Raw genomic sequence first — 26,622 nt, forward strand, 5'->3', positions numbered from 1 at the left:
ATGTTTTGGTGAAGGCTAATGGGCGTCTTGGCCATTTCCTTCACGGCACTCCTTTCTTATTTCGCACTTGCACAAATATTCATGTGCTAATTCGCCGGGCTAGGGTGCACCCCCAGCCTTCTGTCCGGCCCCTGAGCAAAAGGACCAGACAATGAATGATTTGCTAAAAGGTATATCGAGCTTTCGCGGCGCGGTCTTTCCGAACCATTCAGCGCTTTATCGCAGGCTCGCTGAGGAAGGCCAGCAGCCGCAGGCTCTGATGATATCCTGCGCGGACAGCCGAGTGATGCCGGAAACGATCACCCAATCAGGACCGGGAGAGCTGTTCGTATGCCGAAATGCCGGCAACATCGTTCCACCATTCTCGACGGCCAATGGCGGCGTTTCCTCCGCCATCGAATATGCCGTCCTCGCACTCGGTGTCCGCGATATCATCGTTTGCGGCCATTCCGATTGCGGCGCGATGAAAGGGCTCTGCTGCCCGGAATTGCTGAAGCCGATGCCGAATGTCTCCGCCTGGCTGAAACACAGCTACGCCGCTCACTCGATCGTTTGCGAGGCCTATCCCGCTGATCTGTCCGAACGTCAGAAGGTGCGGGCCGTCGCCATGGAGAATGTCGTTGTCCAGCTGGACCATCTTCGCACGCACCCTTCCGTAGCGGCCAAACTTGCGACCAACGACGTAACGCTGCACGGCTGGTTCTTCGATATCGAAACGGGCGAAGTGCAGGTTTATGACGGTGCAGCCGCGCGCTTTACCGAGATAAACGAGGACCGGCCCTTGCCAGTCGCAGTGACCGGCCGAGGTCATTCGCGGGTCATGCTACAGGCTGAGCCAGCCTTCGTCGCGGAGTAGCGCCATGACCAACAGCTCCAACATTTCCCGCGACTTCGCGTCGTCCCTGGTCGTTTTCCTCGTCGCCATTCCTCTTTGCCTCGGCATTGCCGTCGCCTCCGGCGTGCCTGTCGCCATGGGCCTGATCTCCGGTATTGTCGGCGGTATCGTAGTCGGCTTCCTAGCTGGGTCGCCGCTGCAGGTCTCAGGGCCCGCCGCCGGTCTTGCCGTGATCGTCTTCAGCTTTGTCGAGCAATATGGGATCGCCATGCTCGGGCCTGTGTTGGTCGTTGCCGGACTTCTGCAAGTCCTTGCCGGCTTCCTCCGGATCGGCTCCTGGTTCCGGGCGATTTCGCCCGCTGTCGTTCATGGCATGCTGGCGGGCATCGGCATCCTCATCATTCTCGGACAGGTGCATGTGCTGATGGGCGCCCAGCCGGCGGCCGGCGGCATCGAGAATGTCACCGCCATGGAGAGGACGATCGGGCGCCTTTGGGGGACCGGATTGACGAAAGAGGCGGCGGCCTTGCTGGTCGGCCTGATTTCCCTGCTTGCCATGATCGGCTGGGAAAAGTTCCGGCCAAAATCGCTGACGCTGGTGCCCGGCGCTCTTATCGGCGTCGCGGCGGGAACGGTGTTGACCGTTGCCCTGCAGTTACCGATCGCCAGGGTCGAGGTGCCAGCCTCGTTGGTCGACAGTATTTCGCTGCCGACAATGGAAAGCTTCCGGCAAATGGTGCAGCCGGGCATTATCGTCACGACTTTGGTGATCGCGGTCATCGCCAGTGCCGAGACACTATTGTCGGCCGCCGCCGTCGACCGCATGCATGACGGTGTCAGGACGCGTTTCAACAAGGAGCTTTTCGCGCAAGGTATCGGCAACGCACTATGCGGTTTCCTTGGTGCGTTGCCGATCACCGGCGTCATCGTCCGCTCTTCAGCCAACATCCAGGCCGGCGCGCGGACACGCGCCTCGGCGATCCTGCACGGCGTCTGGATCCTTGGGCTTGTAGCCCTCCTGCCGCAATTGCTCGGCCTGGTACCGCTGACGGCGCTTGCCGCGGTGCTGCTCGTCACCGGATGGCGGCTGATCAGCCTTCATCATGTGCGCCATCTCTTCGATCATCACGGCTGGGTACCGGTCGGGATCTGGGCGGCGACTGTGGCCATGGTCGTCGTGCAGGACCTGCTCGTCGGCGTGGCACTTGGTCTGGCGCTGTCGATCCTCGAGGTCTTCCCGCATCTGCGACGCAAACTTGCCATCGACCGGTCGGAGGATGCGGAGACGGTTCATCTCACGCTCGCCGGTGTGGCCACCTGCAAGGATGTGCCGGTGCTGCTCAATATGTTGGAGACGCTTCCGGCGAGCCGCAAAGTGCGGATCGCCGGCGGCGACCTGCATTATCTCGACCACACCTGCGCGGAAACGCTGCGCGAATGGCTGAAGCGGCAGAAGAAAATAGGCCGCGCTGTCGAAATCCAGCATCCTCCCGCCGGTCGCCATCCCCGGCTGAGCGGAATTTTCGAGCGACTGTCGGCGGAGGTTGCATGAGGTCGAGCGAACCAAGTTTGAATCGGAGCGGGCGCCCAAGGGCGCCCGCTGTATCTCGTAATTTTTCGGCAGTTGCCCGATTCGCCGGAAATGTCGGCTATCGAGGTTAAACTGCGACCGTTCGTTTCAGCGGGTGGAAAGCGCTGGCGGGGGTGGCGGCGCGGTCGAGCCGGAACCGAGTGAGCGCTGGACCATCACGCTGTCGGCCCAGCGGCCGTAACGATAGGCGACACCCGGCAATACGCCGACGCGAACGAAGCCGAAGCGTTCATGCAGGGCGAGTGACGCAACATTGTCGGCGTCGATATAGCCGATCATCTGCCGGAAACCGGCCGCCGCGCAGGCGTCGATCAGCCCACGCATGAGCAGGCGCCCCACGCCCTGGCCGATATGGTCGTGATGCACGTAGATCGAGTGCTTGACGGTGTAACGATAGGCCGGGCGTTTGCGGAACAGCACCACATAGGCATAGCCCACAACCTCTCCGCCCTTGATCGCGACGACATGGGGGAAGCGGCGGCTCTTCAAATTCTTGCGCCGCTCCCGCAGATCGTCCGGTTGCGGCGTGTCGGTATCGTCAACCCCGTCCTCTACGCCGCGGCGAATGTGGCGGCGATAGATCGCCAACATGGCATCGACGTCGGTATCCCGGGACGGGCGAATGACGATTGTTTTGTCCTGCTCCATGATCGAACCTGATTTCCCGGTCTATTCCGCAACGACGTAGGTATAAAGCCGGATGCGGCCAGTGGCATCGGTCTCGCGATAGACCCCCTGAATCTCCACATCAAAACCGGGGAAGGTGTTGAAGCAGGTCTCAAACATCTTGAGATAGTCGATCATGGGCTGTGCCTTCTTTGTCAACCGTTCGCCCGGCACGATGGTGGCGATGCCCGGAGGATAGACCACGAACGGCGTCGTTGCGATGCGGCCGGCAATGGCGTCGATCGGCAGGTACTCCACATCGTTGCGCACCAGGCAGCGTGCGGCATCGTGAGGCGACAGGGCAATGGGGGGCAAGTGGTCAGCCGAGAACTGCAGCGTTTGAAGTGCGCTGACATTGGCCTGGCGGAAGAAGCGGTGCATGTCTGCGCAGAGATCGCGTAGCCGCACCCCTGCATAGCGGTTTGGCCGGCGGCGGTAGAATTCCGGGATTGCCTCCTCCAGCAGCGCATTGTCGTCGTGCAGCCTTTTGAAGGCGACGAGGCCGCTGATCAGCGTGCCGGCTTTACTGGCCTCCACCCCGGGGGTGAGGAGAAACAGCAGGGAATTGAGGTCGTTTTTCTCCGCGACGATGCGGTTTTCACGGAGATACTGCGCCACTATGGGCGCTGGAATACCGTGCTCGGCATAGGTTCCGGTCGCCCGATCAAAACCTGGTGTCAGCAAGGTGAGCTTGTTGGGATCGGTCATGGCGAAGCCCGGTTCCATCGCGGAAAAGCCGTGCCATGCCGCGTCGGGCGTCAGGTGCCAGAAGGCGGGATTGGTCGCGAGCTGGTCGGTGGTGATGCTCTCCCATGGCACATTGTGCACCGCGCCGGGGCTGGATACATCCGGGATCGCCACCCGGTCCGGCACGAAAGGTTCGAAGAACCAGCGACGCTCGGGACGATGTTCCTTCTCCTCGAACTCGCGGCGCACGGCCCTGATCTTCTTGCGTAGTTCGATGCCGAGACGGATCGTGTCGTCCCACAACACTTCGCCCGAACGCCCCTTCATCATCTGCGCGCCCACGTCGAGTGAAGCAAACAGGGGATAGAAGGGTGAGGTCGAGGCGTGCTGCATGAAGCTCTCGTTGAACCGCCGATGCTCCACGCGGCGCTTCTGGCCGGTGATATGCCGGTCCTTCATGTGGATCTGGGATGCCTGCGAGAAGCTTGCGAGCTGTTTATGGGTGGACTGCGTGGCGATAATGCCCGGCGCATCGGGGCCGAGATCGGCAAGACCCATGGCAAAGCGTCCGGCATAGAGCGGGTGGAACTTCATGAACCCCGCCCATGCCTCGTCGAAGAGGATGTAGTCGCACAGATGCCCGATGCGCTTGAGGATCATCTCAGCATTGTGGATGGTACCGTCATAGGTGCACTGCTCCACCACCGCGACACGGAATGGGCGCGGCTTCTTGCAGGCATCGGGGTCTTTCACCAGCGGATGGGTACGGATGCGCTCCCGCAGGGCCTCTTCGTCCATGGCCGCAAAATCGATGGGGCCGATCAGTCCGTGAACGTTGCGTATGGTCGGCAGGTAAACCGGAATGCCGCCGGAGATCATCAAGGCGCCATGATGGGCGGCCTTGTGGTTGTTGCGGTCGAACAGCACGAGATCGCCGTCGGTAACCAGCGCAGAGAGTGCCACCTTGTTGGAGGTGGAAGTGCCGTTCAGGACGAAATAGGTCTTCTCGGCGCCGAAGATCTTGGCCGCTTCCTTCTGCGCGGCAAGTGCCGGCCCCTCGTGGGTCAACAGGTCGCCGAGGTCGAGCACGGAGTTGTCGAGGTCGTCGCGGAACACCGCTTCGCCCAGATGCTCCATGAACACCCTGCCGATGGGGCTGCGGCTATAGAAGATGCCGCCATTGTGTCCGGGGCAGGTCCAGAGGTGGTTGCCTTCCTCTGCATAATCGACCAGAGCGCCAAAGAACGGCGTTTTCAGCGTCTCGGCATATTGCTTGAGCCGGCTGATAAGGCTCTTGGCGATGAAGGCGGGCGTTTCTTCGGAGAGGAAGACATAGCCATCGATGAAGTCGAGTACCTCCACCGGTACATCCTCGAAGCGCTTGCGGCGGATCAGCAGGATGATCGGGAATTCAAGACCACGCCGGCGCATTAGATTGATGAGGGAAGCGGTCTTGCCCTCGAGCCCCTTCTTGCCCCAGTCGACCAGCATGCAGCCGATGGCGGCATCCGTCTGCACTGCGATCTCTGCGTCTTCGAGATTGCGCGCGCGCACCACTTCAAAGCCGGAGCGTTCGATTTCCTCGACGATCTGGTTGTAGCGGGCGCCCTCCAAATCCTCGTTATCGAAGGTCGGTGTCGCGAATAAAAAATTGAAACGTCTGAAATAATCCATCTGGGTACCCGTTCTTGATCCGGCACGAGGTGTCGACGCATTTCATGACAGGGTTGTGACAGAATGCCGAATGTCCGAGGCACCCGCACAGAATGGTTCCGCCATTCACATGGCAAGATCGTGCAATGTCAAGAATGGCGGAATAGCGGGCAGTCGTTGAAGAGTGACAAGTCGGATAGATCATGCCGAAGCATGCTTGTTCTTTCAATTAGACGCAGTTGCCTCAGCGCTCCACGACAAGGTCGCTAAGAGGCTTCGAGCAGCAGGGCAGAAACAGGCCAGCGTCGATCTCGCGCTGCCTGATGCCGCCGTTGTGGCTCATTTCGACTGATCCGGACACCAGCTTGGACTTGCAGGTTCCGCACACGCCGTTGGAACAGGAAGATGGGAGCCGGATGCTCGACTTCTTTGCGGCGGAAAGAACTGTTTGTTCGGTCGAGACTTCGATCTTCCGATTTTGCTTGGTGAACTCGACCTGGAAGACCTTGCTGGCGGCGACTTGCTCGGCAACAGGTCCTGGTGCGTCGATGACTGCGGCGTCGAAGCTCTCTTCGATATAGCTAGCCGGAGGAACACCCAGGCTTGCTGAAATCGAACGCGCGGCTACCATGAACGGGGCTGGACCGCAGCACATCACCACCCGTTCGGCGATATCGGGAACGGCCAGTTTGAGGTACTCGGGCGTAATGCGGCCGGTCAGCCCAGGCCAATCCGGCTCACCAAGCACGCTTTCCGGCAGGAAATGAAGGCGCAGACCCTTCATGCGGGATGCCAGACACGAGAGCTCCCTGCGAAAAATCAGATCAAGCGGAGTCCTCGATGCGTGAATGAAGATCACGTCGGCCGGCTCGCAGCTATCGGCCAGACTACGGACGATCGACATCACCGGAGTAATGCCGGACCCGCCTGAAAGCAGCAAAAACTTGGCTGCAGTCGTTTTCGGTCGAACGAAGTGCCCCAGGGGCCCCTGGCCCTTCACGGCCGTGCCACTGGTCATGTTGTCGTGAAGCCAATTCGACATCTTGCCGTTCGGGACACGCTTAACTGTAACAGTGAAAGCGTTGGTTCGATGAGGCGAGGAAGAAATGCTGTAGCATCTTGCCTCCGCGTCGTCTCCCGCCGGGAAATCAAAGAGAAAGTACTGGCCGGCTTCGAAGTCGAAACGCTTGCCTTCCGGCGACGCGAACGTGAAGCTCTTCACATCGTGCGTCTCTTGGTGGACGTCGATGCAGACAAGATTCTCGTCGTGCTCCGGGTTCCAGATCTGTGGGGTGGTCTGACCGCGATGCATCTGTGCGAACTCAATACCCATGAGCCCGCATCCGATCGATGTACCACGTCGCGAACTTGTCCAGATTGGTCTCAGAGAACTGCGAATATGGGCCTGGCTGGTAAGCGGGGTCGAGCGCGCCGGCATGCGAACGAGCGACGAGGTCCGCGTCTTGGTCGGTTGTGGCGATCCAGACGTCGGTGAGCTTGTCGAGGTCGTAGTCTTTGCCCTCGACGGCGTCCTTGTGGACAAGCCACTTCGTCCGGACCAGCGTCTTTCCGGCAGAAAGCGGGATGACGATCGCGACAATTGCGTGATCGCCCATGAAGTGGTTCCAACTATTGTGGCCCCAGAGGTGCGTGTCGCCCAGATCCTTGCGGGTCATTTGGCCCAGAGGCTTCGAGACGGCGGCCGTTGCATCGTGCGTCTGAGATTCGCCGGCGCCTGCAATGATCAGGCGCTGGGTCCGGAAATTTGTCGCGCAGTCAACAAGCTGTTCGATTGCCGCCGATGGAAAACCATCCGCTTCCCACGCTTTGGTTTTTTCCTCATATAGACGGAAATGCTCTTCAGCCTGTTCGCGATCTTCCGGGCTGAGCGTTTCGGGGTCGAACCCAAAGTCGAGGTCCACGAAGGATACGCAAAGTTCGGGATGGTTCGCGGAACAGTGGTAGCACTCGCGATTGTTTTCCATCGTGAGCTTCCAGTTGCCGTCTTCAATGACGTCGGTCTGATGCGCAACCTTTGCATTGCGGATGTCGTAGGGTGCCAGACGCTCGATCATAGCCTGTTCGAGGTTGGCAATATCTTCAGGCGGACTATCAGACAGACAGACGTAGATGAGGCCGCCAACGGACTTGAAGTTTACAGGCTTCAGTCCGTGGCAGTTCTTGTCGAAATCCTTACCCATGTGAGGCGCATAGTTTAGCTCGCCGGACAGCTCATAGGTCCATGTGTGGTAGGGACAAACCAGCTTCGATACGATCGTTGTCCCAGAATCGAGTAAACGGGATCCGCGATGGCGACAGACATTATGAAGTACGCGGATTTCACCATCATCGTCGCGCAAGAGGATCAAGCTCGTCTTGCCGATGTCGATTACGGTCGCATCGCCGGCCTCGGGAACGTCGCAATCCAGGCCGATGCAGATCCAGTGCTTGTGAAAGAATACGTCGATGTCGGCATCGAAGACGTCGTCGCGCGTATAGAGGCCCGCCGGCAGCGAGTGACCATTTGCGCGAGCGTCAAGAAGAGCTGAGATCGAGGAAGGCAGCCTGTTTAGCATGATAACCTCTTATGCTTGGTTGATGGCAGTTTGCCCTTGTGCTGTGGCGCTTTCAACGGCATTAATTTTCCATTTCGCATAAGTTAAAGTTATGGGGAGTGAATGGACTTTCGAAGACGCATTCCATCACTGACAGCGCTTATGACCTTGGAGGCGGTAATCCGTCGCAAGAGCTTCACTTTGGCTGCTGTCGAGCTCGGCGTTACTCAGGCCGCGGTAAGTCGCCAAATCGCCGGACTGGAAGAAGACCTCGGGCAGCCGATGTTCGTGCGCAAGCATCGCGCGATCGAACCGACCACTGCCTGCCTCGCCTTAGGGGCCTCGCTCGCGCAGAGTTTTTCGAACATCGCTGATACGATCGAGGTCATCCGCTCGTCAGAGAAGGACGTCGTCACGATTGGCGCAACGGTTGCGTTTTCATCCTTCTGGCTTCTTCCGCGTCTTGCTCAGCTGCGACGGGAAAACGCTGGAATACAGATCCGTGTCGTCTCACAGGACACTCGCATCGATCTTGACGCTGGTGAGATCGATATAGCCATCCGCTACGGCACGCCGCCCTTCAGCGATGGAACGGTTATCGCTTCGCAGAGCGACGTCGTCGTTCCGGTGTGCTCGCCAGACTATATGCGCACCCGTAGCTCGCGCCAGCTTTCCGAGTCGGATGAGTTTATCGAAACGGATGTGCAGGATCGCTCCTGGCTGTCCTGGACGAGGTGGATGGAGAAAACCGGACATTCGTTGAACGTCAAGCCCTCGCTCCGTTTCAACCACTATACCGAGACTATAGCGGCTGCTCGGGCGGGACAGGGAGTGGCTTTGGGTTGGCGTCTTCTTGTTCAAACGTTTCTCGACGATGGAACGCTTGTCGAGCTCGATGAGTCAGAGCTTGTGGCGGACGATCATTACAACGTGCTTCTTCCTCTCAGGATGCGTCGAACCGTCGCTGCGGACCATGCTGCCAAATGGCTGAGCGCCGCCCTCCACCATTGAAGGTCGGCGGCTAGCAAATGGAGTGGTCTTGCAGGCGCTTAGCTGAACGATGCGAGAGGCGCATTCAAGGGCGTCTCGTTGGGAAGCACGCCCAAATCGCCGACACTTCTTTTCCATTTCGCGCACAATGCACCGAATAGAAAAAGGTCGATTCAGGCCGACTTTTGCAGGTCGCTGCTTCGCGGGACCGTCGTGGAAGACGGCAACAGGCCCCACGCGCGCAGCGCGGCTATGGCACTTTCAACGCCTTGCTCCGCCTCTAGTTTCTCCGCGAGCTTTTTGGCGCTCGCGCGCAATTGCGGCGCGTCGGCTGCCAAGATCGCAGCGGCGAGCGTATCGGCTGTCAATTTTTCTCTCGGCAAGGCTCTGGGCGCGACACCCAAATGTTCGAGCCGTGCAGCCCAGAAGGGCTGGTCGCCGAAAACAGGCGTGACGACCGAAGGGATGCCGGCTCTGGCCGCGGCGGCCGTCGTTCCGGCGCCACCATGATGCACGGCCAGGGCCATGCGCGGCAGGAGCCAATCATGCGGGGCGCGCTCAAGGGCAAAAATTGTGCTGCTATCGAAGTCTGCCTTTGCGTTCAGACCTCCCCATCCTGTCGCCAGGACGGCGCGTTTGCCGGTCATCTTGATCGCGGCGAGTACCTTATCGGTAAATCCTGACGCATCGTGATTCAGCATGCTGCCGAAGCCGACGTAAATGAGCGGCGGACCACTCTCCAGAAACTGCATCAGAGCTTCGGATGGCTGCCATTTCTCCCTGCTTTCCAGATACCATGGTCCGGTCACGAGGGTTTGCTCGGGCCAGCTTGCCGAAGGTTCGATCAGTGTCGGGCTGAAGCCGAAAAGGCGCGGATGGTTGAGAAATTTATCCTGAAAGGGTGCAAAGCGCGGGTAGGCTGGCAGCCCTAAAGCAGGCCTGACAATCTCGTTATAGGCGGGCTTCAGGGTCTTCCAGACCAGAAGACGGGCCGCATGGCCGAACGCCTTGTTGGCAAAGCCGGGAAGGCGGTACATCCATGGGGGCAAGGGCAGTGGCGGAGATGTGTGGGACGGCAGTGTCGGCATCAACTGACTTTCGACGACCGGCACCCCAAGCCGCTCTCCCAACGATGCGGCCAGATAATAGACCATGCCGTTGCCGATCAGCAGATCCGCGCCCTGCGCGGCGGCGCGACCCTGTTCAGCCCAGTCGACGGCCATGGCCAGCAACCTGCGACGGGCTTCCGCCATGATCGCGAACGAGGCAAGCCCGCGTTCCATCGTTCTTTGGTCGCTTCGCATCCAGGCGAGAAAATCGCCGTTCAAACAAGCGTAGTCTATGTCGTTTTCCCTCACCAGATCGGCGCAACTTGGGTCGGTAGCAATGCGGACCTGATGGCCCCCCTGCCGCAATCCCAAGGCAAGGGCAACCAGGGGACGGACATCGCCTTCCGTCCCAATGGTGAATATGACGATTCTCATGAACCAACCGCCCCTATGCCGTCATGGCATTTTCGGAGTAGTCGGACGCCCGCAAAACCAGAAATTCGCGAAGCACCTCTGCCTGAACGACGGCACCGATTTCCCGTGCCGGAGCCGGATCGAGCATCTCTTCGTGATGGCAATCGAGATGACGGCGATAAACCCGCCCGCCGACATGGGGGAGCCATGCTTCGGCGCGATAGTTCATCACATCATCGATGGCTTTTCCCTTGCCGCGATTGGCTGAGAAAAAATGCATGTCCAGCTCGGCAAATCCCGGCTTGAATTTCCGGGCAAGACCGAGGTGATGGATGATGATCGCGCGCGCCTTTTCCAGAATGTCGGGTTCATATGTCTGGATTTCATGGATCAGCGGATGATTGCCCATGTCGTACTGGGCAATCAGGTAGTCGTACAGGATGGAGAAGGCGGGCCGGCTGGGGTCGAGTGCCGCTATATCGACATCGACGCCGAGGAAGCCGAGTGCGGCCTGAACCAGAATGACGTCATCCGATGACGCATCACGGATCTTCTGGAGATAGGGATAGGAGTCCAGCAGGCCGAGGAAGGCCACCGTCTCATCCTCCTCCCGCAATTGCCGGGCCATCTCATGAGCGACGAGGCCGCCAAAGGACCATCCCAGGATATGGTAGGGACCATTGGGCTGTATCTTGCGGATGCGGTCGACATAGCGCTCGGCCATTTCCTCGACGGTGTCGGGTAAGGCAGAGGGATCGCTCAGTCCTTCCGATTGCAGAGCATAGATGGGCATGTCCGCCGCGATATGCTCGGCAAGCGAATGGAAGGCCCAGCCCATGCCGAGAATCGGATGGATGCAGAACAGCGGCGCCGAATTCCCCTTATGGCGGATGGGCAGCACCGGATCGAGGTACTCGTTCTTCACAGCGGGATTGCCGATCAGCACGGCAAGGCTGGCAATTGTCGGTAATTCGAAAATAGCTCCCAGCGGAATGGCCGGGTTGATTTTCGAGCGTACGGCGGCGATCATTCTGGCGGCGGCGAGGGAATCGCCGCCGAGCTTGAAGAAGCTGTCGTGGACGCCGACCTCATCGAGCCCGAGCGTTTCGCACCAGATGCGGGCGATCATCTTTTCCGCCTCGCTTCGAGGCGCAACGAAGCCTTCCTGGATCTGCCATTGGGGCGCCGGCAGCGCATGGCGGTCAATTTTGCCGTTCACGTTGAGCGGTATGGTGCTCAGTGTCACATAGGCCGAGGGTATCATATGGCTGGGCAAGCTGTGGGCCAGTCTGGCGGAGACATCAGGCCCGTCGACCGCCTCGCCATGCGCCGAGACCAGATAGGCGACAAGCCGTTTGCCCTGGCCCGGATCCTCGCGAAGAATGACGACGGCCTGGCGGATTTCAGGCTGGGAAACGAGAGCGGCCTCGATCTCGCCAGGCTCGACGCGAAAGCCGCGGATCTTGATTTGATGGTCGTTCCGGCCAAGATATTCCATCACGCCGTCACCGCGCCAGCAGGCCATATCGCCGGTGCGATACACGCGGCTGCCATCGCCCACGAACGGGTCGGGCAGAAAGCGCTCCTGCGTGAGGTCGGGTCGGTTGAGGTAGCCTTTCGCAACCCCCGCGCCGCCAATGTAAAGTTCTCCGGCAAAGCCGGGCGGCAGGGGGGCGCCGTTGCGGTCGAGAACATAGAGCCTGGTGTTCCAGATCGGGCGGCCGATCGGGGGCGCGTCGAGATCCTTACCCTTCAGCGGCATCGCGGTGGACCAGATTGTGGTTTCCGTCGGACCATAGACGTTCAGCACCGCATGATCGAACCGTGCCATCTTATGGGCAAGGTCAGCCGGAAGCGCTTCGCCGCCAACCACCGGGCGCAGGCCGCGCACGCCATTGCCGTGATCCTCGAGCAAGGCACGCCACAGCGATGGTGTCGCTTGCATGATGGTGGCCTTCGACTGCTTGAGAAGCTGTGCAAGAGCCGCCGGATCCCGCACGGTTTCACGGGTGGCGATGATAGTGCGTGCGCCCGCCAGCAGGGGTAGATAAAGCTCAAGTGCGGCAATATCGAAGGCGATGGTGGTGACGGCCAGAAGACGATCCTCTGACGTCATCTTCAGAAGATCCTGCATGGCGAACAGGAAGTTCGTCAGCGCGCGATGTGGGATCTCCACCCCCTTCGGCCGTCCGGTGGAGCCCGATGTGAAGATGACATAAGCCCTGTCGTCGGGGGAAGGCGTTCCGGTCACCAGATGCGGAGAGCAATCCTCCGGATGGTCGAGGAGCACCGTCGGGATACCCTCCACCGGAAGCTTGGCGGCAGCCTCGCTTGTGCTGATGATCGCGCTCGGCTTGGCGTCCTCGAGAATGATGCCGATACGGCTTGGCGGATCGGAGGGATCTAGCGGCAGATAGGCCGCACCCGCCTTGAGTACGGCGAGCAGACCGACGAGCATCTGCTCCGAGCGGGGAGCCGCCACAGCCACCAGATCGCCACGGGCGACACCGCGCTTGCTCAGAAGGCCAGCCCAGTTGTCCGAAGCGGCATCCAGTTCAGCATAGGTCAGCTTCTTGTCATCGAAGGCAACAGCAATAGCATTCGGATTGTTGGCTGCCTGCTGGCGGAAAAGTTCCGGCCATGTGAGATCGGGGACCGCACGAGCCGTATCGTTCCATTCCACCAGGACCTTTTGTCTCTCCTCATCCGAAAGCAGGCTGAAGGAACTTAATTTCTGACCGGGCTCCGTCAGCAGCGTGTTCATCATCTGCGTAAAGCGCGCCTCGTGCGACTGTAGCTCTTCCAGGCTGTAGAGCCCTGGATTGGCATCGAAATCGATGCGCATCTCGCTGCCGTCGCCACGATCATAGGCGAAGATCGTCATGTCGTTCATAGAGCCATTGGACAGGTTGTGAATGGTCGTCGGATGGCCGGCGAAGCGAAGATCGTAGTCGAAGGGCTCGATATTGACGCCGAGCCAGGCGATCTGCTCGTCGTGGCGCAGGAGAGCGAGATCCCGCCGCATGTCTTCGTAGCGATAGCGCTGGTAGCGCAGCGCCCGCATCATCTGTTGCGAGACCTGCTTGACGAGATCCTGCAGCGTCAGTTCGGGCGAGAGCTTGAAACGCAGCGGAACGGCGTTGGCCATCATGCAGGGGATGCGGCGCATGGCCGGGTTTATGCGCGCGGTCAGCATCGTCAGTATGACCAGATCTTCGTAATCAGTCGCCCGCGCATAGTAAGCTGCGACGAGCGCAATCAGCATTTGCGGTACCGAGGCGCCCAGGTCCTTTGCGACGTTGCCAAGTGTATGGGCATTTTCGGCGCTCAGATAGGTGCTGTGGCGTAGCAGGCCGCCTGTCTGCGTCGCGCGTCGTTTGGCGAGCGTTGGGGGCGGAGGGGTTTGCCGGAGCTGGTCCGTCCAATAGGCGCGGTCGCGCTCGAAATGCTGCGACGTTCGGTAGGCCCGATCGGCCTCCAGCATCTCTTCCAGCGTGCCATAATCGACCGGCGCGGGCTCTCGCCCTTCTTCCAGTGCCGTATAGATTTCCGCGACACGGCGTGACGACAAGCCGGCCGTGAAGCCATCAAAGGCGATGTGATGCGCCCGCTGGAACCATAGCCAGTGATCGGCGGCAAGCTTGAGGAGCGCGCTGTTCCACAATCTGTCATGCGCAAGATCAAGCGGAGCCAGCACTTCGGCCGCCATCCAGGCTTCCGCTGCCTTTCGCGGCTCCTCGGTAGCGGAAAAATCGACCACGCTGAAGTCGCCCTCGAATTCTTCCATCACGAGCTGATAAGGCTGGCCCTCGATCTCGTGAATGCGAAGCTGGGTGGCGTCGATCTCTTCCGTCAATTGGCGCAATGCCCGCCGAAAATTTTCCGGGTTCACCGGCCCGTGGATCTCGACAGATTCTGCAAGATTGAAGATAAGGCCGGCCGCCCCGACCTTCTCGCCGATCCACATGCCGGCCTGCGCCGGAGAAATCGGGAGACGTCTCTCCTTCCTAGTCATTCTTAAATCCTTAAATCCATGTCTCTCTTTGAAACCCTGCTGTAGAGAACGGCGGCGGATGCAGAACGGGTTTGGGTTGCTGCTTCAGACCGCGTAGATGCCGAACAGCCCGTTGATCGGACAGTTTCTTCCCATGGCGCAGTCCCCATATCGCCAGATTGTCGTCTGGTCTGTGTTCAACGCACGCGTCATTTTGAAACCTTTCAGCGTGGAATAGGCCGTCTTCACCGAAGTGAAGCCCAGTGAGGGTCTGATCGATCTCCTTGACTTGCCAGGGTTCGCCACCGCTATACCGCTGACGAACTGCAACTTATGGTTTGTTACGTCGCTCTGGCACTTCGCCTTCTTGCTCCTGTCGGCAATGGCCGTGCCGAAGGCTGGAATTCTGCCGGTAAGAGGGATCCGCGGCTCGTCATCGCTCGTCAGCCCAGGCAGGTACTTGCCCGGAGAATATTCGCTGGCTCTGGCGGCGTGGAACGGGGGATGCATGTCGATACCATGGCTGCGCGTGTTAGAAATGCCTTCAAGGCCGCAGTTGTTTTCGAGGCCAACGTGATGCCAATGCGTCGCCCAAAAAATGCCCAAATCGCGCATCAACGCTCCTGCCAAAGGTTACCGTAGCCAGATTCGGCAAGCCACGAATTTTGCAGCGGAGTCTGGTCAGGCAGTGCAAAGAGAGCGCACCGCACCTCGCTTTTTGCAGGCGCCGTCAATGTGCGGAAATTGCCTTCACTGTCCGACAACATGACCCTTCTTCTCCAGCAGGCCCAATACTTCGACACTTTGCGCACAATGCGCGAGATCGCCTCCGGCCGCCAGTATGCGTCGATCATTCGGACTAAGTTACTGTTTTAGCATAAATAAATTAATGATTGCGCTGCAGCGCAATGTAATTTCGTGCAAAATCTTGCATAGCCGAAGAGTGGGGATTGCAGTATCCTGCACAAATGAAGCGTGTCTCATTGAAAACCAAGTTTGCGGTGCCGATCGCAATCTTGCTGCTGATGGCGGGCCTATGGGGCCTGGCAACCTCATGGACGGAAAGGGAAGCGCTCGCGCGGCTAGGAGCGAGTGCAGGACTCGTTGCCCGTCAGCAAAGCCGGTTTATCGATAGTGAGCTGGCAAAGTATCGGCTGCTCCCCGTGGCGCTTGGGGAATACAGCGATCTTGAAGATGCCTTGGCCAGCGGATCGCCTGCCGTAGCGGCACGCCTCAACGAGAAGCTTGCATTCCTGGCGTCGCAGACTGGCGCGCCTGTCATTTACATCATCGACGGCAATGGGCGGGTCATCTCTGCCTCGAATGCCGATACACCGGAAAGCTTTGTCGGTCGCAACTATGGGTTTCGTCCCTATTTTACCGAAGCATTGTCCAACGGTTCGGCAGAGTATTATGCCGTTGGCGATCTCAGCGGACGCCCGGGCCTGTTTCTTTCACGGCGGGTCGGCAATGCGCAGGGTGCGCTCGGAGTGGTGGTCGTCAAGTACGAGTTTCAAGCGCTGCTTCATGTCTGGGCGGATGATCCAGGCCAAACCTTCGTGATTGATCCGCGCGGTATTGTCCTTGCGTCCACCGATCCGGAAGAGGAGCTGCGTACTTTCCGGCCGCTTTCAGCGGTTGATCGCGCGCAGATTGAACAGAGCGGCCAGTTCAATCATATGCCGTTGGAGCCTAGCCGCCATAGCTTCGATGCGCACGGAATGATGCGTGATCCGTCGGGCGCGGTGCTGATGCCTGTCGAGGAGCCGATCGCCGAGACGAAGTTGAGGCTGATCCATGTGGTCGGGGCCGCGCCGGCGTTAGGCGAGGCACACGACCTTGCCTGGTTGATCTCAATTGCCGCAACCATTGTCTTGGTTGCTCTTGCCGTCACGATTTATTGGCGCGTGACCCGTGCGGTGCGGATCGCCGCGGACCGGGCGGTGCTTGAAGCCGCCGTCGCGACGCGCACCGCCGAGTTGAGCGCCGAGATGGCCGAACGCGAACACGCAGATCGCCGCTTTCGCGAGGCGCGAGAAGAGCTCGCGCAGGCAAACCGGCTGGCCTCCCTCGGTTCGATCACCGCCGGCCTGATACATGAGATCAATCAGCCCGTGGCGACGATCCGCACCCTTGCAGAAAACGCGCAGCATCACCTGGCAAATGCCCGCATGGATCGTGTTGCCGCCAATCTGGCCACGACAGTCGACCTGACGGCCCGCATCGGTGCGATCACGCAGGAAATGCGGCGTTTTGCGCGGCGCGGGAAGGGGGAGACCGGCCGGGTATCCCTCGATGGGATGATCGAGGGTGCGCTGCTTCTGATCGGCGATCGCTTTCGCAATGCGCAGGTGCGGCTTGATTTGCCGAAGCCCGGCCAGCTGGATGTGCTTGCCAATCGGGTCCAACTGGAACAAGTGCTTGTGAACCTGCTCCAGAATGCGCTGGACGCGGTGACAGGCCGTCCCGATCCGCGCGTTGTCGTGAGTGTCAACGAGGATGAGACATCGGCCACGCTTGTCGTTGCCGACAACGGCCCTGGTATCGATCCCGAGTTGGGCGAAAAGATATTCAGTCCGTTCGTGACCAGCAAACCCGACGGTCTGGGTCTTGGGCTCGGTATCGCGCGCGACATTGTTGCCGAGCTGGGCGGCACGCTCAAAATCATGCCGTCCTCTCTCGGAGGCGCGGCTTTTGCTGTTAAGGTAAGACGAGCATGACACAGATCGAAACGTTGCGCGTAATGCTCGTCGATGACGATGATGCCTTTCGTGTCGCACTGGCGGATTCGTTTGCAATCGCCGGGCTCGATATCGAGACCTATAGCGACGGGCACTCCGCTTTGGCGAGCCTGAACGCCGACTTTCCCGGCATTCTCGTCACCGATATCCGCATGCCGCGCGTGGATGGGCACGGCGTGCTGGATGCCGCTCTGGCCCGTGATCCGGAACTGCCGGTCATCCTGATGACGGGGCATGGCGATATTGCCATGGCGGTGGCTGCGCTGAAGCAGGGAGCGTTCGATTTCATCGCGAAGCCGTTTGCCACCGATCATATGATCGCCAGCGTGCGCCGTGCACTTGAGATGCGCCGTCTGGTACTTGAAAATCGCCGCCTGCGCCAAGCGGCGGCCGAGGCCGAAGAGAGTTTGCCATTGCTTGGCGAAACGCCCGTCATGGTTCGGCTGCGTGAGACCATTCGCCAGCTGGCGAGCGTCAATGTCGACGTGCTGATCGAAGGTGAGACCGGGACGGGCAAGGAACTCGTCGCGCAGCTCCTGCATCGCTGGAGTGCGCGCCGCGCCCGGCGCTTCGTGGCCGTGGACTGCGCGGCTCTGCCCGACGCTATCGCTGACGACGCGCTGTTCGGCAACCGGCTCCAGCGCGGGCGGATCGCCGATGCGGACCGAGGCACGCTTTTTCTGGACGAGATCGACAGCATGTCGTCGGCATTGCAGGGGAAACTGTTGCGGGTGGTCGAAGAGCGCGAGCTGCCCTCGGTTGGGGGGGAGCCGCGCGCCGTCGATTTGCGGATCGTTGCCGCGGCCAAGGACCATCTTGCCGGCGCCGTCGCAAATGGGCGCTTTCGCTCCGACCTTCTCTACCGGCTCGAGACGGTGCGGTTGCGAATTCCGCCTCTGCGCGAGCGGCGGGCGGATGTCGGGCTGCTTTTTGCCTATTTCATCGGTGAGGCCGCCAAACAGTTCGGGCGCCCGCGCCCGGCGATCAACGCCGCGATCGAAGCGCGGTTGATCTCGGACAACTGGACCGGCAATGTTCGCGAGTTGCGAAACTTCGCAACGCAAACCGTGCTCGGTCTCGGGCTTGCCAACGACAGCGATGGCGACCGGCTTTCACTTTCCGAGCAGATGGATCGCTTCGAGATCGGGATCATCCAGGCGGCGCTCAACCGCGCCCAGGGAGATGTGGGCCAGGCCGCCGAAGCCCTCAAGCTGCCGCGGCGAAGCCTTTACGCCCGACTGCAGCGCCATGGTATCGATGGGGCGGCTTTCAGGAACCGCAGCTGATAGGGTGAATGAGATTGCAGGGCCTCCCGAAAGAGCATGATCGTCTCGCGATTCATTGATTGGCGATTTGCACCGGGAGCCAGGCAACCGAGCAATGGCAGATAGTGTTGGCTTGTCGCTGCCTCCATCAGTATCGTCGATCTGATCCAATTTCGGTCGGTATCGATACTGCGGAGGGGTGGTGATGGAAGAGTGTGACCTGATCATGAAAGGCGGGATCACCTCCGGTGTGGTCTATCCCCATGCGATCGCGGAGATCGCGACACGCTACCGGCTTCGCAATATTGGCGGCACCTCGGCCGGTGCGATCGCGGCGACTTTTGCAGCCGCGGCGGAATATCATCGGCAGGCGGAAAACGGCAGCATGGCGGGTTTCGACAAAATCCGGGACGTCGCCGGAACGCTGGCAAGCGACATGGGAACGCTGTTTCAGCCGTCGCCGAAGATGAAGCCTCTCTACGGCCTGATGATTGCCGCAATCGAGGCTGGCGAGAACGGCAACAAACTGCTGGCTGTTATCGGGGCGAATTTTAGGATCTTTGCCAGGCAATGGATGCTTGGGGCGATCGTCGCGCTCGCCGGTGTCATCGGCGGGATTTTGCGCGAAGACCTCTGGCTTGCTCTGTTCGCCATCGTCCTGAGCCTGTTGCTATCCATCGGATGTGTCGCTTACAGGCTCTATCGCCTTTTGACCATCGACCTGCCGAACGAGAACTACGGTCTCTGCCCCGGCTTGACGCAGAATGGCAGCAAGGGTCCGGCATTCACCGACTGGATGGCCGACCGGATTGACGAAATTGCCGGCAATGTCGGTCGCGACGGAAGGCCGGATAGGCCGCTGACAGTGGGGCAATTGCAGGCCCATGGCGTGAGCGTTGCCGCAATGACCACGGATCTGTCGACTGGCCGTCCATACCAATTGCCCTTGCGGACCCATATTCACTATTTCAGCAAGAGGGAATTCGAGGAACTCTTTCCAAGCCGCGTGGTTAGTTATCTCGTGCGTGAGCAGGACCGCCTGGAAACGAGGCGGGACGATATCCCGGATGACCTCTACAAGCTGCCTGTCGACAACGATATGCCCGTCCTCCTGGTGGCGCGAATGTCGCTTAGCTTTCCCGGTCTGATTCGTGCCGTTCCACTCTATCGCTTCGATGACGAGATCAAGCCCGAAGACGATTCCACATCTGAAAATAGCGATTATCGAATCCGCAAATGCATTTTTTCGGACGGCGGCATTTCCAGCAATTTCCCGATCCACTTTTTCGATGAATTCCTGCCGGGCCGTCCGACATTGGGGATCACACTCGCCGAATATAGCGAGGAACGTCATCACCGGCTGAGGGTCTGGCTGCCGAGCAACGCGCGTACCCGGACGACCGCGTTGCCGGTGCGTGCCATCGATGGTGTGCTTGGTTTTCTGATGTCCATCGTGGATACGGCCAAGGACTGGCAGGACACGCTGCAGACGAAACTTCCAGGCTATGCTGAACGCATCGTGGAAATAAGGCTGGAGAAGAACGAGGGCGGCATGAACCTTAAGATGCCGCCGGCTATGATCGAAAGGCTCGCCGGATATGGCCGCGACGCCGGCCGCCGGCTTGTCGAGGATTTCGATTTCAACGAACACCGCTGGCGGCGTGCCTTGTCCTTCATGTCGAAGCTTGAGGAGGAGCTGGCGAGCCTTGCCGACAGCTACGCCAAACCGGCGCCCGGCGGGAAGCATAGCGAATATAGCCTTCGCGACGTCTTGCTCGACTACCGGGCTAAGAGCTACGAGAACCCCTCGCAATGGCGACTTAACGTTCTCTCGGCTTTCGTGGAAAAGCTGAACGTCATGGGAGAGGATGCGGCAAGGGCAATGCAGGACCCAAAGCGCAAATGCGTTCGCGAGGGAAACGTGCCGCACATCGACGCCCGCATCCGGCTTATTGCCGATGCCGACCGCGTGCCGGCCGGTTCGGGCGGAGGCGAGGCCGATTGACGAGGTTGTTGGATGTCTATCCTCTAAAACGCGCGGGAGCGATTGAATATTCGGCGGCAAGAGCGGCGTCTCGGCCCGATAGAGCGCTTCACGGAATCACTGAAGCGCTCTAGCTTTTTGTTTCTACGCAATTTCGGACGGAAAACCGCTACGCACTTTTCCTGGAATTGCTCTAGTGATCGCATCAACACGGGCCTTGCACGGCGCGGGAAGCATTCGCCATCAAGGCCGATGTTTGCGCAAGGGCCCGCCATGCCCATCGATATGAGTTTGCCACACCTCGGTGGCTCCGAGAATACGGACCGGCAGCATCCCATTGTCGGCATGGAACTGTTTCGTTGCCTCTTTCGATGGAGGACACCCCAATATGCTCAAATTCCGCGTTACGTTGCGCGGTAGTCTTCAGCGCACACCCGTCTGCAGATCCGCCTCATCGGCGAGAATGGAGGCGGCCTCGTTCAGCAGGACGTCCTTTGCGTTCTTGCGGGCCTTTTCAAGGGCAATATCAGCACTCAGGCTCCGCTCGTTCGCCTGCAGGCCGTCGTCTTCACCGGTGTCCACACCGTCGTTTATTTTCTCACGTGACTTAAGACGATTTGCCTGTGCAAGCAGTTCATTGCGACGTTCGGTTTCATTGAGGGAGATAACCCGTTTCTCGCGCTGCGCCTTCAGTTCGGCGATGTCGTCTAGAAAGCGCTGGAAATCCGGATCGTTCTGCATGCGGGCATCGTGGCGGCTTTGCAGTTGCGGCAGCAATGCCTTTATATCGCCATCGGGCTTATAGTTGGCTGGCTTGACCTCAGTCCACGGCAGAGCATTGTCATAGCTCGCCTCGCCAAAGGTCTTAGGGTCCGAAAGGCCCGGCAGGCTGATGTCAGGCGTCACGCCGCGCAGCTGTGTCGTGCCGCCATTGACACGGAAAAACTGGGCAACCGTCAATTTCAGCTCGCCGAACTTCGGCTTGCTGTTGCGGGCCACCTGGTCGAGATTGACCACGGTCTGCACGGTGCCCTTACCAAAACTGGGTTCGCCGACAATCACCCCTCGACCATAGTCTTGTATCGCTGCGGCAAAAATCTCGGAGGCCGATGCCGAGCCGCGATTGATCAACACGCCAACCGGACCAGTCCAGGCAGGCACGGGAAGATCGTCGCTTTCCACGTCGACCTTGCCGTCCGCATCGCGTTGCTGAACCACCGGGCCTTTGCCAACGAACAGGCCGGTCAAATCGATCGCTTCGGACAGCGAACCACCGCCATTGTTGCGCAAGTCGATCAAAACGCCGTCGACCTTGTCTTGGTTGAGCTCAGTAAGAAGCTTGGCGACATCGCGGCTTGCGCTTCTGTAATCCTTGTCGCCTTTTCGACGCGCTTCGAAGTCCTCATAAAACGCCGGCAGAGTGATCACACCAATTTTGCGCGTGGCGTCGCCATCCTTTACCGACAGGATGGTCTTCTGGGCAGCCTGCTTTTCGAGGCTGATCTTATCGCGCACCAGGCTGATAAGGCGATGTTTGCCATCCGGCCCGGCATCCGCTGGCAAGATATCCAGGCGCACGACCGAACCCTTCGCGCCACGGATCATCTGCACGATTTCGTCAAGGCGCGTGCCGACCACTTCCTTTATCGCGCCGTTTTCGCCTTGACCGACACCGGTAATGCGGTCACCGACCGCAAGCTTACCGGACAATTGCGCCGGGCCGCCGGCCACGAGTTCACGGATCGTCGTGTAGTCGTCTCTTTCCTGCAAGACCGCGCCGATACCAACCAGCGACAGCTTCATGGAAATATCAAATTCAGCCGAAGCGCTGGCACCGAAATAGTCGGTATGCGGGTCAACCGACGTTGTGTAGGCGTCCATGAATGACTGGAACACATCGTCGCTTTTGTACTTGTAGGCACGATCGAGGGAGTTTTTGTAACGTTTGTCGAGCGTATCGCGAATGGCCGCGTCAGTCTTGCCCGCCAGTTTCAAGCGCAGCCAGTCGCTCTTGACGCGTTTGCGCCACAGCTCATTGCTTTCCGCATCGGATTTCGGCCAAGGCTCCTTGTCGCGAATCAGGGGATAGTCTTCCTGCACACTGAAGTCGAATTTCTGGCCGAGCAGGCTGCGCGCGTAGCTCATGCGATCGACGACGCGCTGCTCATAAACGTTGAAAACGGAAAACGGGATATTCAAGTCTTCCCGATTGATGGCGTCATCGATCTTGGTGCTACTGGCCATGAACGTGTCGATATCCGTCTGCAGGAAGATGGCACGGTCCGGATCCAGAGACTTGATAAACCGGTTCATGACCTTGACCGACAAGGCATCATCAAGCGGAACGGGCTTATAATGGAAACGCTCGAGAAATTGCGCGCTCAAATGAGCAGCTTGTGCCTGTTGCTCTAACGGCGTCAAAACTGGCGGCGAGCCGGCTTCCAGGGCGTATGCCGACGGCGCAATTGCCAGGAATATGCAGAGGAAACCGTATTGTATACGCATTGAACTTTGATCCGATTCTCAACGTTGAGTGTTTAATGTGTAATGTTGGTGGAACAATTATGGTTTTTTGGCAACTAGACTAATGCTCTTCCAGAAAGATTTCCGGAATGCCTCCGCCCGGCAATACGTCAATCTGATGAAGTTTCCTGACGATATCTCTGTCTCTTCGCCAAGTTTGAGCGTGCGCGGGTCTGGCAGTCAAGATATCAATAAATAAACATATGTTTATATGTGTTGACACCGCGAACTCAAATTCGCGCTCGAAGCCTATTGGTCCGGTAAGAGCGATAAAGCGACATTGCTTGATGACGTGAGGAAACTTCGGGCCGACAACTGGAAGCTCCGGCGTTCGGCCCATCTGGTCCCTCACCGGTTATTCCCCACCAATTTCTGATGGGTCCCTATCATAGTCGTTGACGAGAATTTAACCTCGTCTACTATATGTAGTGTTCGAGGTTCTTCCGATTCGCAAGGATTGGAGGCTAAGACGGGAATACGGTGCGTGACCGCCCATTATGGGCGCCGCAATGCCGGAGCTGCCCCCGCAACTGTAAGCGGCGAGCATCTATCCACTGAAAGCCACTGAAGCATGATGTTTCGGGAAGGCGAGGATGGATGCAACGACCCGCGAGCCAGGAGACCTGCCTCAAACAAAACGTCCACGGGCGGGGTGTCCGGAAGGTCGCGTTTATGTGCGGAATGAGCTCCGCATATGCCGCTGCCCCCGTATGTCCCGCATGAGCCAACTTCGGGGTGAAGTCCATGTCCAGTTTGTCAGTCAAGCGCAAGCGCGAGTAACCGGGCCTAGCCGCGCGTCGTCGAGGCGCGTCCATCCTCATTTCAGATTTTTCGCACGGGCATCGACGGATGCCTGATCGATCCCGCATGTCTTTCGAACTCATACGAGGAAAATTATGAGCATTACCGTCTATAGCAAGCCCGCTTGCGTCCAGTGCACGGCCACCACCCGCGCGCTCGATCGACAGGGGATCGAATATCAGGTCGTGGATGTCTCCACGGATACCGCCGCCTATGAACTTGTCCAGGGACTTGGTTACAGGCAGGTGCCTGTGGTCGTCGCCGGCGAACAACACTGGGTGGGATTCCGGCCCGACATGATCAGCGCGCTTGCCTGATGGGAGAACCATCGATGGGCCAGATCGTCTATTTCTCCAGCCGGTCCGAGAACACTCATCGTTTCGTTCAGAAGCTTGGTCTTCCAGCGTTGCGCATCTCCCAGAACGCAGTGGGCCTTCTTCATATCCGGGAGCCCTTCGTCCTCATTCTCCCGACCTATTCGGGCGATGGCGGCAAGGGAGCCGTTCCAAAACAGGTGATCCGTTTCCTCAACGAGATGGAAAACCGATCGAACATCCGGGGTGTGATCGCCGCGGGCAACAGCAACTTCGGAGCGACCTTCGGGATCGCCGGCGACATCATCTCCGCCAAATGCCATGTGCCGTATCTTTACAGGTTCGAGCTGATCGGCACGGAAGAGGACGTCGCCAATGTCAGAGATGGATTGGAACGATTTTGGACACGCTCACACTCGAACGCCCGGTGAAGGCCATCGAAACGCAGCTCGACTATCATGCGCTGAACGCGATGCTGAACCTTTACGACGAGGATGGCAAAATCCAGCTCGACAAGGACCGGCTGGCGGCGAAGCAGTATTTTCTCCAGCACGTCAACCAGAACACCGTCTTCTTTCATAACCTCAGGGAGAAGCTCGATTATCTCGTGACCGAGGGCTATTACGAGCGCGAGGTTCTCGACCAGTACTCCTTCAATTTCGTGCGCGATCTCTTCGATCACGCCTATGCGAAGAAGTTCAGGTTCCCGACATTTCTCGGGGCCTTTAAATATTACACCAGCTACACGCTGAAGACCTTCGACGGGAAGCGTTACCTCGAGCGCTACGAGGACCGCATCTGCATGGTGGCGCTGACCCTGGCGCAGGGCAATGAATCCCTGGCTAAGGACATGGTCGACGAAATCATTGCCGGCCGCTTCCAGCCAGCGACCCCGACCTTCCTCAACGCCGGCAAGAAGCAGCGCGGCGAACTGGTCTCCTGCTTCCTGATGCGCGTCGAGGACAATATGGAGTCCATCGGACGCTCGATCAACTCGGCGCTTCAGCTTTCCAAGCGTGGTGGCGGCGTCGCACTGTCACTCACCAACATCCGCGAAGCCGGCGCGCCGATCAAACATATCGAAAACCAGTCATCCGGCATCATTCCGGTGATGAAACTGCTGGAAGACAGCTTCTCCTACGCCAACCAGCTCGGTGCGCGGCAAGGGGCGGGCGCGGTCTATCTGAACGCGCATCACCCCGACATCATGCGGTTCCTCGACACCAAACGCGAGAATGCCGACGAGAAGATCAGGATCAAGACGCTGTCGCTCGGCGTTGTCGTCCCCGACATCACCTTCGAACTCGCGAAGAACAATGAGGACATGTACCTGTTCTCGCCCTACGACGTCGAACGCGTCTATGGGGTGCCGTTCACGGAAATTTCCGTGACGGAGAAGTACCGCGAAATGGTGGCCGACAACCGTATCCGCAAGAAGAAGATCAAGGCGCGCGAATTTTTCCAGGTGATCGCCGAAATCCAGTTCGAGAGCGGCTATCCCTACATCATGTTCGAAGACACGGTGAACCGCGCCAACCCGATCGCCGGGCGCATCACCATGAGCAACCTTTGCTCCGAAATCCTTCAGGTGAGCGAGGCTAGCACCTACAGGGACGATCTTTGCTATGAGCATATGGGCAAGGATATTTCCTGTAATCTCGGTTCCTTGAACATCGCCGCAGCCATGGATTCAGACAACTTCGGCAAGACGATCGAGACGGCAATACGAGCGCTGACGGCAGTCTCCGACATGAGCCACATCTCGTCGGTGCCCTCGATCGAAAAGGGCAATGACGAAAGCCATGCGATCGGCCTCGGCCAGATGAACCTGCATGGCTATCTCGCTCGCGAGCGAATTTTCTATGGCTCCGAAGAAGGCGTCGATTTCACGAATATCTATTTCTATATCGTGACCTATCACGCCATCCGCGCGTCCAACCGCCTGGCAATGGAAAGGGAGCGCAGCTTCAAGGGGTTCGAGAATTCGAAATACGCCTCTGGCGACTATTTCGACAAATACACCGAACAGGAATGGAAGCCTGCAACGGAGCGGGTGCGGACACTGTTCGAAACTGCCGGCATCGACATTCCGACGCAGGAAGACTGGCTGGAGCTGAAGCAGGCCGTGATGACATCGGGCCTCTATAACCAGAACCTGCAGGCGGTGCCGCCGACGGGATCCATCTCCTACATCAACCACTCGACCTCCTCTATCCATCCGATCGTCTCGAAGATCGAAATCCGCAAGGAGGGCATGATCGGCCGCGTCTATTATCCGGCTGCCTTCATGACCAACGACAATCTCGACTACTATCAGGATGCCTACGAAATCGGGCCTGAGAAGATCATCGATACCTATGCTGCTGCCACCCAGCATGTCGATCAGGGACTGTCGTTGACGCTGTTCTTCCGCGACACCGCGACGACCCGCGACATCAACAAGGCGCAGATCTACGCCTGGAAGAAGGGCATCAAGACCATCTACTACATCCGCCTTCGCCAGATGGCGCTGTCCGGCACGGAAGTGCAGGGCTGCGTGTCCTGCGCACTCTGATACCCT

Annotated in this window: 19 protein-coding genes, 1 pseudogene and 1 riboswitch; of the genes and pseudogenes, 10 read left to right on the top strand and 10 right to left on the bottom strand. The window is 59.0% G+C overall.

Annotated elements, in window-relative coordinates; all coding sequences use genetic code 11:
- Positions 1 to 151 precede the first annotated feature (151 nt).
- Positions 152 to 856 (top strand): carbonic anhydrase, encoded by a 705-nt coding sequence (locus tag AB6803_RS18050; protein ID WP_371110171.1) that lies wholly within the window; start codon positions 152 to 154, stop codon positions 854 to 856.
- Between the two features lie 4 nt (positions 857 to 860).
- On the top strand, positions 861 to 2,387 hold the full coding sequence (locus tag AB6803_RS18055) for a SulP family inorganic anion transporter (RefSeq protein ID WP_371110172.1): 1,527 nt from the start codon (positions 861 to 863) through the stop codon (positions 2,385 to 2,387).
- A 126-nt stretch (positions 2,388 to 2,513) separates the two neighbouring features.
- On the opposite strand, the gene AB6803_RS18060 is transcribed toward AB6803_RS18055, so the two are convergent.
- The 4 genes from AB6803_RS18060 to AB6803_RS18075 all read right to left on the bottom strand — a co-directional run bounded on the left by AB6803_RS18060 (position 2,514) and on the right by AB6803_RS18075 (position 8,008).
- On the bottom strand, positions 2,514 to 3,074 hold the full coding sequence (locus tag AB6803_RS18060; RefSeq protein WP_371110173.1) for an N-acetyltransferase family protein: 561 nt from the start codon (positions 3,072 to 3,074) through the stop codon (positions 2,514 to 2,516).
- Positions 3,075 to 3,095: 21 nt separating this feature from the next.
- Positions 3,096 to 5,453: an Orn/Lys/Arg decarboxylase N-terminal domain-containing protein gene (locus AB6803_RS18065; protein ID WP_371110174.1), complete on the bottom strand. Its 2,358-nt coding sequence runs from the start codon at positions 5,451 to 5,453 to the stop codon at positions 3,096 to 3,098.
- A 223-nt stretch (positions 5,454 to 5,676) separates the two neighbouring features.
- Positions 5,677 to 6,765, bottom strand: a complete 1,089-nt coding sequence (locus AB6803_RS18070; RefSeq protein WP_371110175.1) for an FAD-binding oxidoreductase — start codon at positions 6,763 to 6,765, stop codon at positions 5,677 to 5,679.
- The gene (locus AB6803_RS18075) at positions 6,755 to 8,008 is read right to left on the bottom strand and encodes an SRPBCC family protein (protein WP_371110176.1); all 1,254 of its coding nucleotides are present in this window, start codon (positions 8,006 to 8,008) and stop codon (positions 6,755 to 6,757) included. The genes AB6803_RS18070 and AB6803_RS18075 overlap by 11 nt, the downstream gene beginning before the upstream one ends.
- A 102-nt stretch (positions 8,009 to 8,110) precedes the next feature.
- Here AB6803_RS18075 and AB6803_RS18080 point away from each other — a divergent pair, with 102 nt between their 5' ends.
- Positions 8,111 to 8,998 carry a LysR substrate-binding domain-containing protein gene (locus AB6803_RS18080; RefSeq protein WP_371110177.1) on the top strand — a complete coding sequence of 296 codons (888 nt, stop codon included), beginning with the start codon at positions 8,111 to 8,113 and terminating at the stop codon, positions 8,996 to 8,998.
- A gap of 152 nt (positions 8,999 to 9,150) precedes the next feature.
- On the opposite strand, the gene AB6803_RS18085 is transcribed toward AB6803_RS18080, so the two are convergent.
- From AB6803_RS18085 to AB6803_RS18095, 3 genes are all read right to left on the bottom strand, one after another.
- On the bottom strand, positions 9,151 to 10,461 hold the full coding sequence (locus AB6803_RS18085; protein WP_371110178.1) for a glycosyltransferase: 1,311 nt from the start codon (positions 10,459 to 10,461) through the stop codon (positions 9,151 to 9,153).
- 13 nt (positions 10,462 to 10,474) lie between these two features.
- Positions 10,475 to 14,455: an amino acid adenylation domain-containing protein gene (locus AB6803_RS18090; protein ID WP_371110179.1), complete on the bottom strand. Its 3,981-nt coding sequence runs from the start codon at positions 14,453 to 14,455 to the stop codon at positions 10,475 to 10,477.
- Between the two features lie 84 nt (positions 14,456 to 14,539).
- Entirely contained in the window at positions 14,540 to 15,049 is a 510-nt protein-coding gene (locus tag AB6803_RS18095; RefSeq protein ID WP_371110180.1) for a hypothetical protein, read from the bottom strand.
- 353 nt (positions 15,050 to 15,402) lie between these two features.
- Here AB6803_RS18095 and AB6803_RS18100 point away from each other — a divergent pair, with 353 nt between their 5' ends.
- Both AB6803_RS18100 and AB6803_RS18105 read left to right on the top strand, forming a co-directional pair.
- Entirely contained in the window at positions 15,403 to 17,154 is a 1,752-nt protein-coding gene (locus tag AB6803_RS18100) for an ATP-binding protein (RefSeq protein ID WP_371110264.1), read from the top strand.
- Positions 17,151 to 18,461: a sigma-54-dependent transcriptional regulator gene (locus tag AB6803_RS18105; protein WP_371110181.1), complete on the top strand. Its 1,311-nt coding sequence runs from the start codon at positions 17,151 to 17,153 to the stop codon at positions 18,459 to 18,461. Before AB6803_RS18100 ends, AB6803_RS18105 begins: the two co-directional genes overlap by 4 nt.
- 127 nt (positions 18,462 to 18,588) lie before the next feature.
- Here AB6803_RS18105 and AB6803_RS18110 read toward each other — a convergent pair whose 3' ends face one another.
- Together AB6803_RS18110 and AB6803_RS18115 are read right to left on the bottom strand one after the other, a co-directional pair.
- Positions 18,589 to 19,011, bottom strand: coding sequence for a hypothetical protein (locus tag AB6803_RS18110; RefSeq protein ID WP_371110182.1), 423 nt, complete (start codon positions 19,009 to 19,011; stop codon positions 18,589 to 18,591).
- Positions 19,012 to 19,110: 99 nt separating this feature from the next.
- Positions 19,111 to 19,794 carry a hypothetical protein gene (locus AB6803_RS18115; protein ID WP_371110183.1) on the bottom strand — a complete coding sequence of 228 codons (684 nt, stop codon included), beginning with the start codon at positions 19,792 to 19,794 and terminating at the stop codon, positions 19,111 to 19,113.
- A 90-nt stretch (positions 19,795 to 19,884) separates the two neighbouring features.
- Here AB6803_RS18115 and AB6803_RS18120 point away from each other — a divergent pair, with 90 nt between their 5' ends.
- Positions 19,885 to 20,445 carry a hypothetical protein gene (locus AB6803_RS18120; protein ID WP_371110184.1) on the top strand — a complete coding sequence of 187 codons (561 nt, stop codon included), beginning with the start codon at positions 19,885 to 19,887 and terminating at the stop codon, positions 20,443 to 20,445.
- A 402-nt stretch (positions 20,446 to 20,847) separates the two neighbouring features.
- Here AB6803_RS18120 and AB6803_RS18125 read toward each other — a convergent pair whose 3' ends face one another.
- Complete coding sequence (locus AB6803_RS18125; RefSeq protein ID WP_371110185.1) at positions 20,848 to 22,929, bottom strand: carboxy terminal-processing peptidase; 2,082 nt, start codon at positions 22,927 to 22,929, stop codon at positions 20,848 to 20,850.
- A gap of 250 nt (positions 22,930 to 23,179) precedes the next feature.
- On the opposite strand from AB6803_RS18125, the pseudogene AB6803_RS18130 reads away from it, so the two are divergent.
- The 4 genes and pseudogenes from AB6803_RS18130 to nrdE all read left to right on the top strand — a co-directional run.
- Positions 23,180 to 23,323 (top strand): annotated as a pseudogene (locus tag AB6803_RS18130) (hypothetical protein); the annotation flags it as partial.
- A 42-nt stretch (positions 23,324 to 23,365) separates the two neighbouring features.
- A riboswitch (cobalamin riboswitch) is annotated at positions 23,366 to 23,593 on the top strand.
- A 250-nt stretch (positions 23,594 to 23,843) separates the two neighbouring features.
- Entirely contained in the window at positions 23,844 to 24,065 is a 222-nt protein-coding gene (nrdH, locus tag AB6803_RS18135) for a glutaredoxin-like protein NrdH (RefSeq protein WP_371110186.1), read from the top strand.
- 14 nt (positions 24,066 to 24,079) lie between these two features.
- On the top strand, positions 24,080 to 24,493 hold the full coding sequence (gene nrdI, locus AB6803_RS18140; RefSeq protein WP_371110187.1) for a class Ib ribonucleoside-diphosphate reductase assembly flavoprotein NrdI: 414 nt from the start codon (positions 24,080 to 24,082) through the stop codon (positions 24,491 to 24,493).
- The gene (nrdE, locus tag AB6803_RS18145) at positions 24,463 to 26,616 is read left to right on the top strand and encodes a class 1b ribonucleoside-diphosphate reductase subunit alpha (protein WP_371110188.1); all 2,154 of its coding nucleotides are present in this window, start codon (positions 24,463 to 24,465) and stop codon (positions 26,614 to 26,616) included. Before nrdI ends, nrdE begins: the two co-directional genes overlap by 31 nt.
- Positions 26,617 to 26,622: the final 6 nt, after the last annotated feature.

The sequence above is a fragment of the Rhizobium sp. RCC_161_2 genome (genome assembly GCF_041355235.1).
Taxonomy (GTDB): domain Bacteria; phylum Pseudomonadota; class Alphaproteobacteria; order Rhizobiales; family Rhizobiaceae; genus Rhizobium.

What these genes read in the sequence shown, in the direction of transcription:
- AB6803_RS18050 (WP_371110171.1), top strand. Translation starts at nt 152, where the DNA reads ATGAATGATTTGCTAAAAGGTATATCGAGCTTTCGCGGCGCGGTCTTT.
- AB6803_RS18055 (WP_371110172.1), top strand. Translation starts at nt 861, where the DNA reads ATGACCAACAGCTCCAACATTTCCCGCGACTTCGCGTCGTCCCTGGTC.
- AB6803_RS18060 (WP_371110173.1), bottom strand. Translation starts at nt 3,074, where the DNA reads ATGGAGCAGGACAAAACAATCGTCATTCGCCCGTCCCGGGATACCGAC.
- AB6803_RS18065 (WP_371110174.1), bottom strand. Translation starts at nt 5,453, where the DNA reads ATGGATTATTTCAGACGTTTCAATTTTTTATTCGCGACACCGACCTTC.
- AB6803_RS18070 (WP_371110175.1), bottom strand. Translation starts at nt 6,765, where the DNA reads ATGGGTATTGAGTTCGCACAGATGCATCGCGGTCAGACCACCCCACAG.
- AB6803_RS18075 (WP_371110176.1), bottom strand. Translation starts at nt 8,008, where the DNA reads ATGCTAAACAGGCTGCCTTCCTCGATCTCAGCTCTTCTTGACGCTCGC.
- AB6803_RS18080 (WP_371110177.1), top strand. Translation starts at nt 8,111, where the DNA reads ATGGACTTTCGAAGACGCATTCCATCACTGACAGCGCTTATGACCTTG.
- AB6803_RS18085 (WP_371110178.1), bottom strand. Translation starts at nt 10,461, where the DNA reads ATGAGAATCGTCATATTCACCATTGGGACGGAAGGCGATGTCCGTCCC.
- AB6803_RS18090 (WP_371110179.1), bottom strand. Translation starts at nt 14,455, where the DNA reads ATGACTAGGAAGGAGAGACGTCTCCCGATTTCTCCGGCGCAGGCCGGC.
- AB6803_RS18095 (WP_371110180.1), bottom strand. Translation starts at nt 15,049, where the DNA reads ATGCGCGATTTGGGCATTTTTTGGGCGACGCATTGGCATCACGTTGGC.
- AB6803_RS18100 (WP_371110264.1), top strand. Translation starts at nt 15,403, where the DNA reads ATGAAGCGTGTCTCATTGAAAACCAAGTTTGCGGTGCCGATCGCAATC.
- AB6803_RS18105 (WP_371110181.1), top strand. Translation starts at nt 17,151, where the DNA reads ATGACACAGATCGAAACGTTGCGCGTAATGCTCGTCGATGACGATGAT.
- AB6803_RS18115 (WP_371110183.1), bottom strand. Translation starts at nt 19,794, where the DNA reads ATGACGTTCCTCGCTATATTCGGCGAGTGTGATCCCCAATGTCGGACG.
- AB6803_RS18120 (WP_371110184.1), top strand. Translation starts at nt 19,885, where the DNA reads ATGTCCATCGTGGATACGGCCAAGGACTGGCAGGACACGCTGCAGACG.
- AB6803_RS18125 (WP_371110185.1), bottom strand. Translation starts at nt 22,929, where the DNA reads ATGCGTATACAATACGGTTTCCTCTGCATATTCCTGGCAATTGCGCCG.
- nrdH (WP_371110186.1), top strand. Translation starts at nt 23,844, where the DNA reads ATGAGCATTACCGTCTATAGCAAGCCCGCTTGCGTCCAGTGCACGGCC.
- nrdI (WP_371110187.1), top strand. Translation starts at nt 24,080, where the DNA reads ATGGGCCAGATCGTCTATTTCTCCAGCCGGTCCGAGAACACTCATCGT.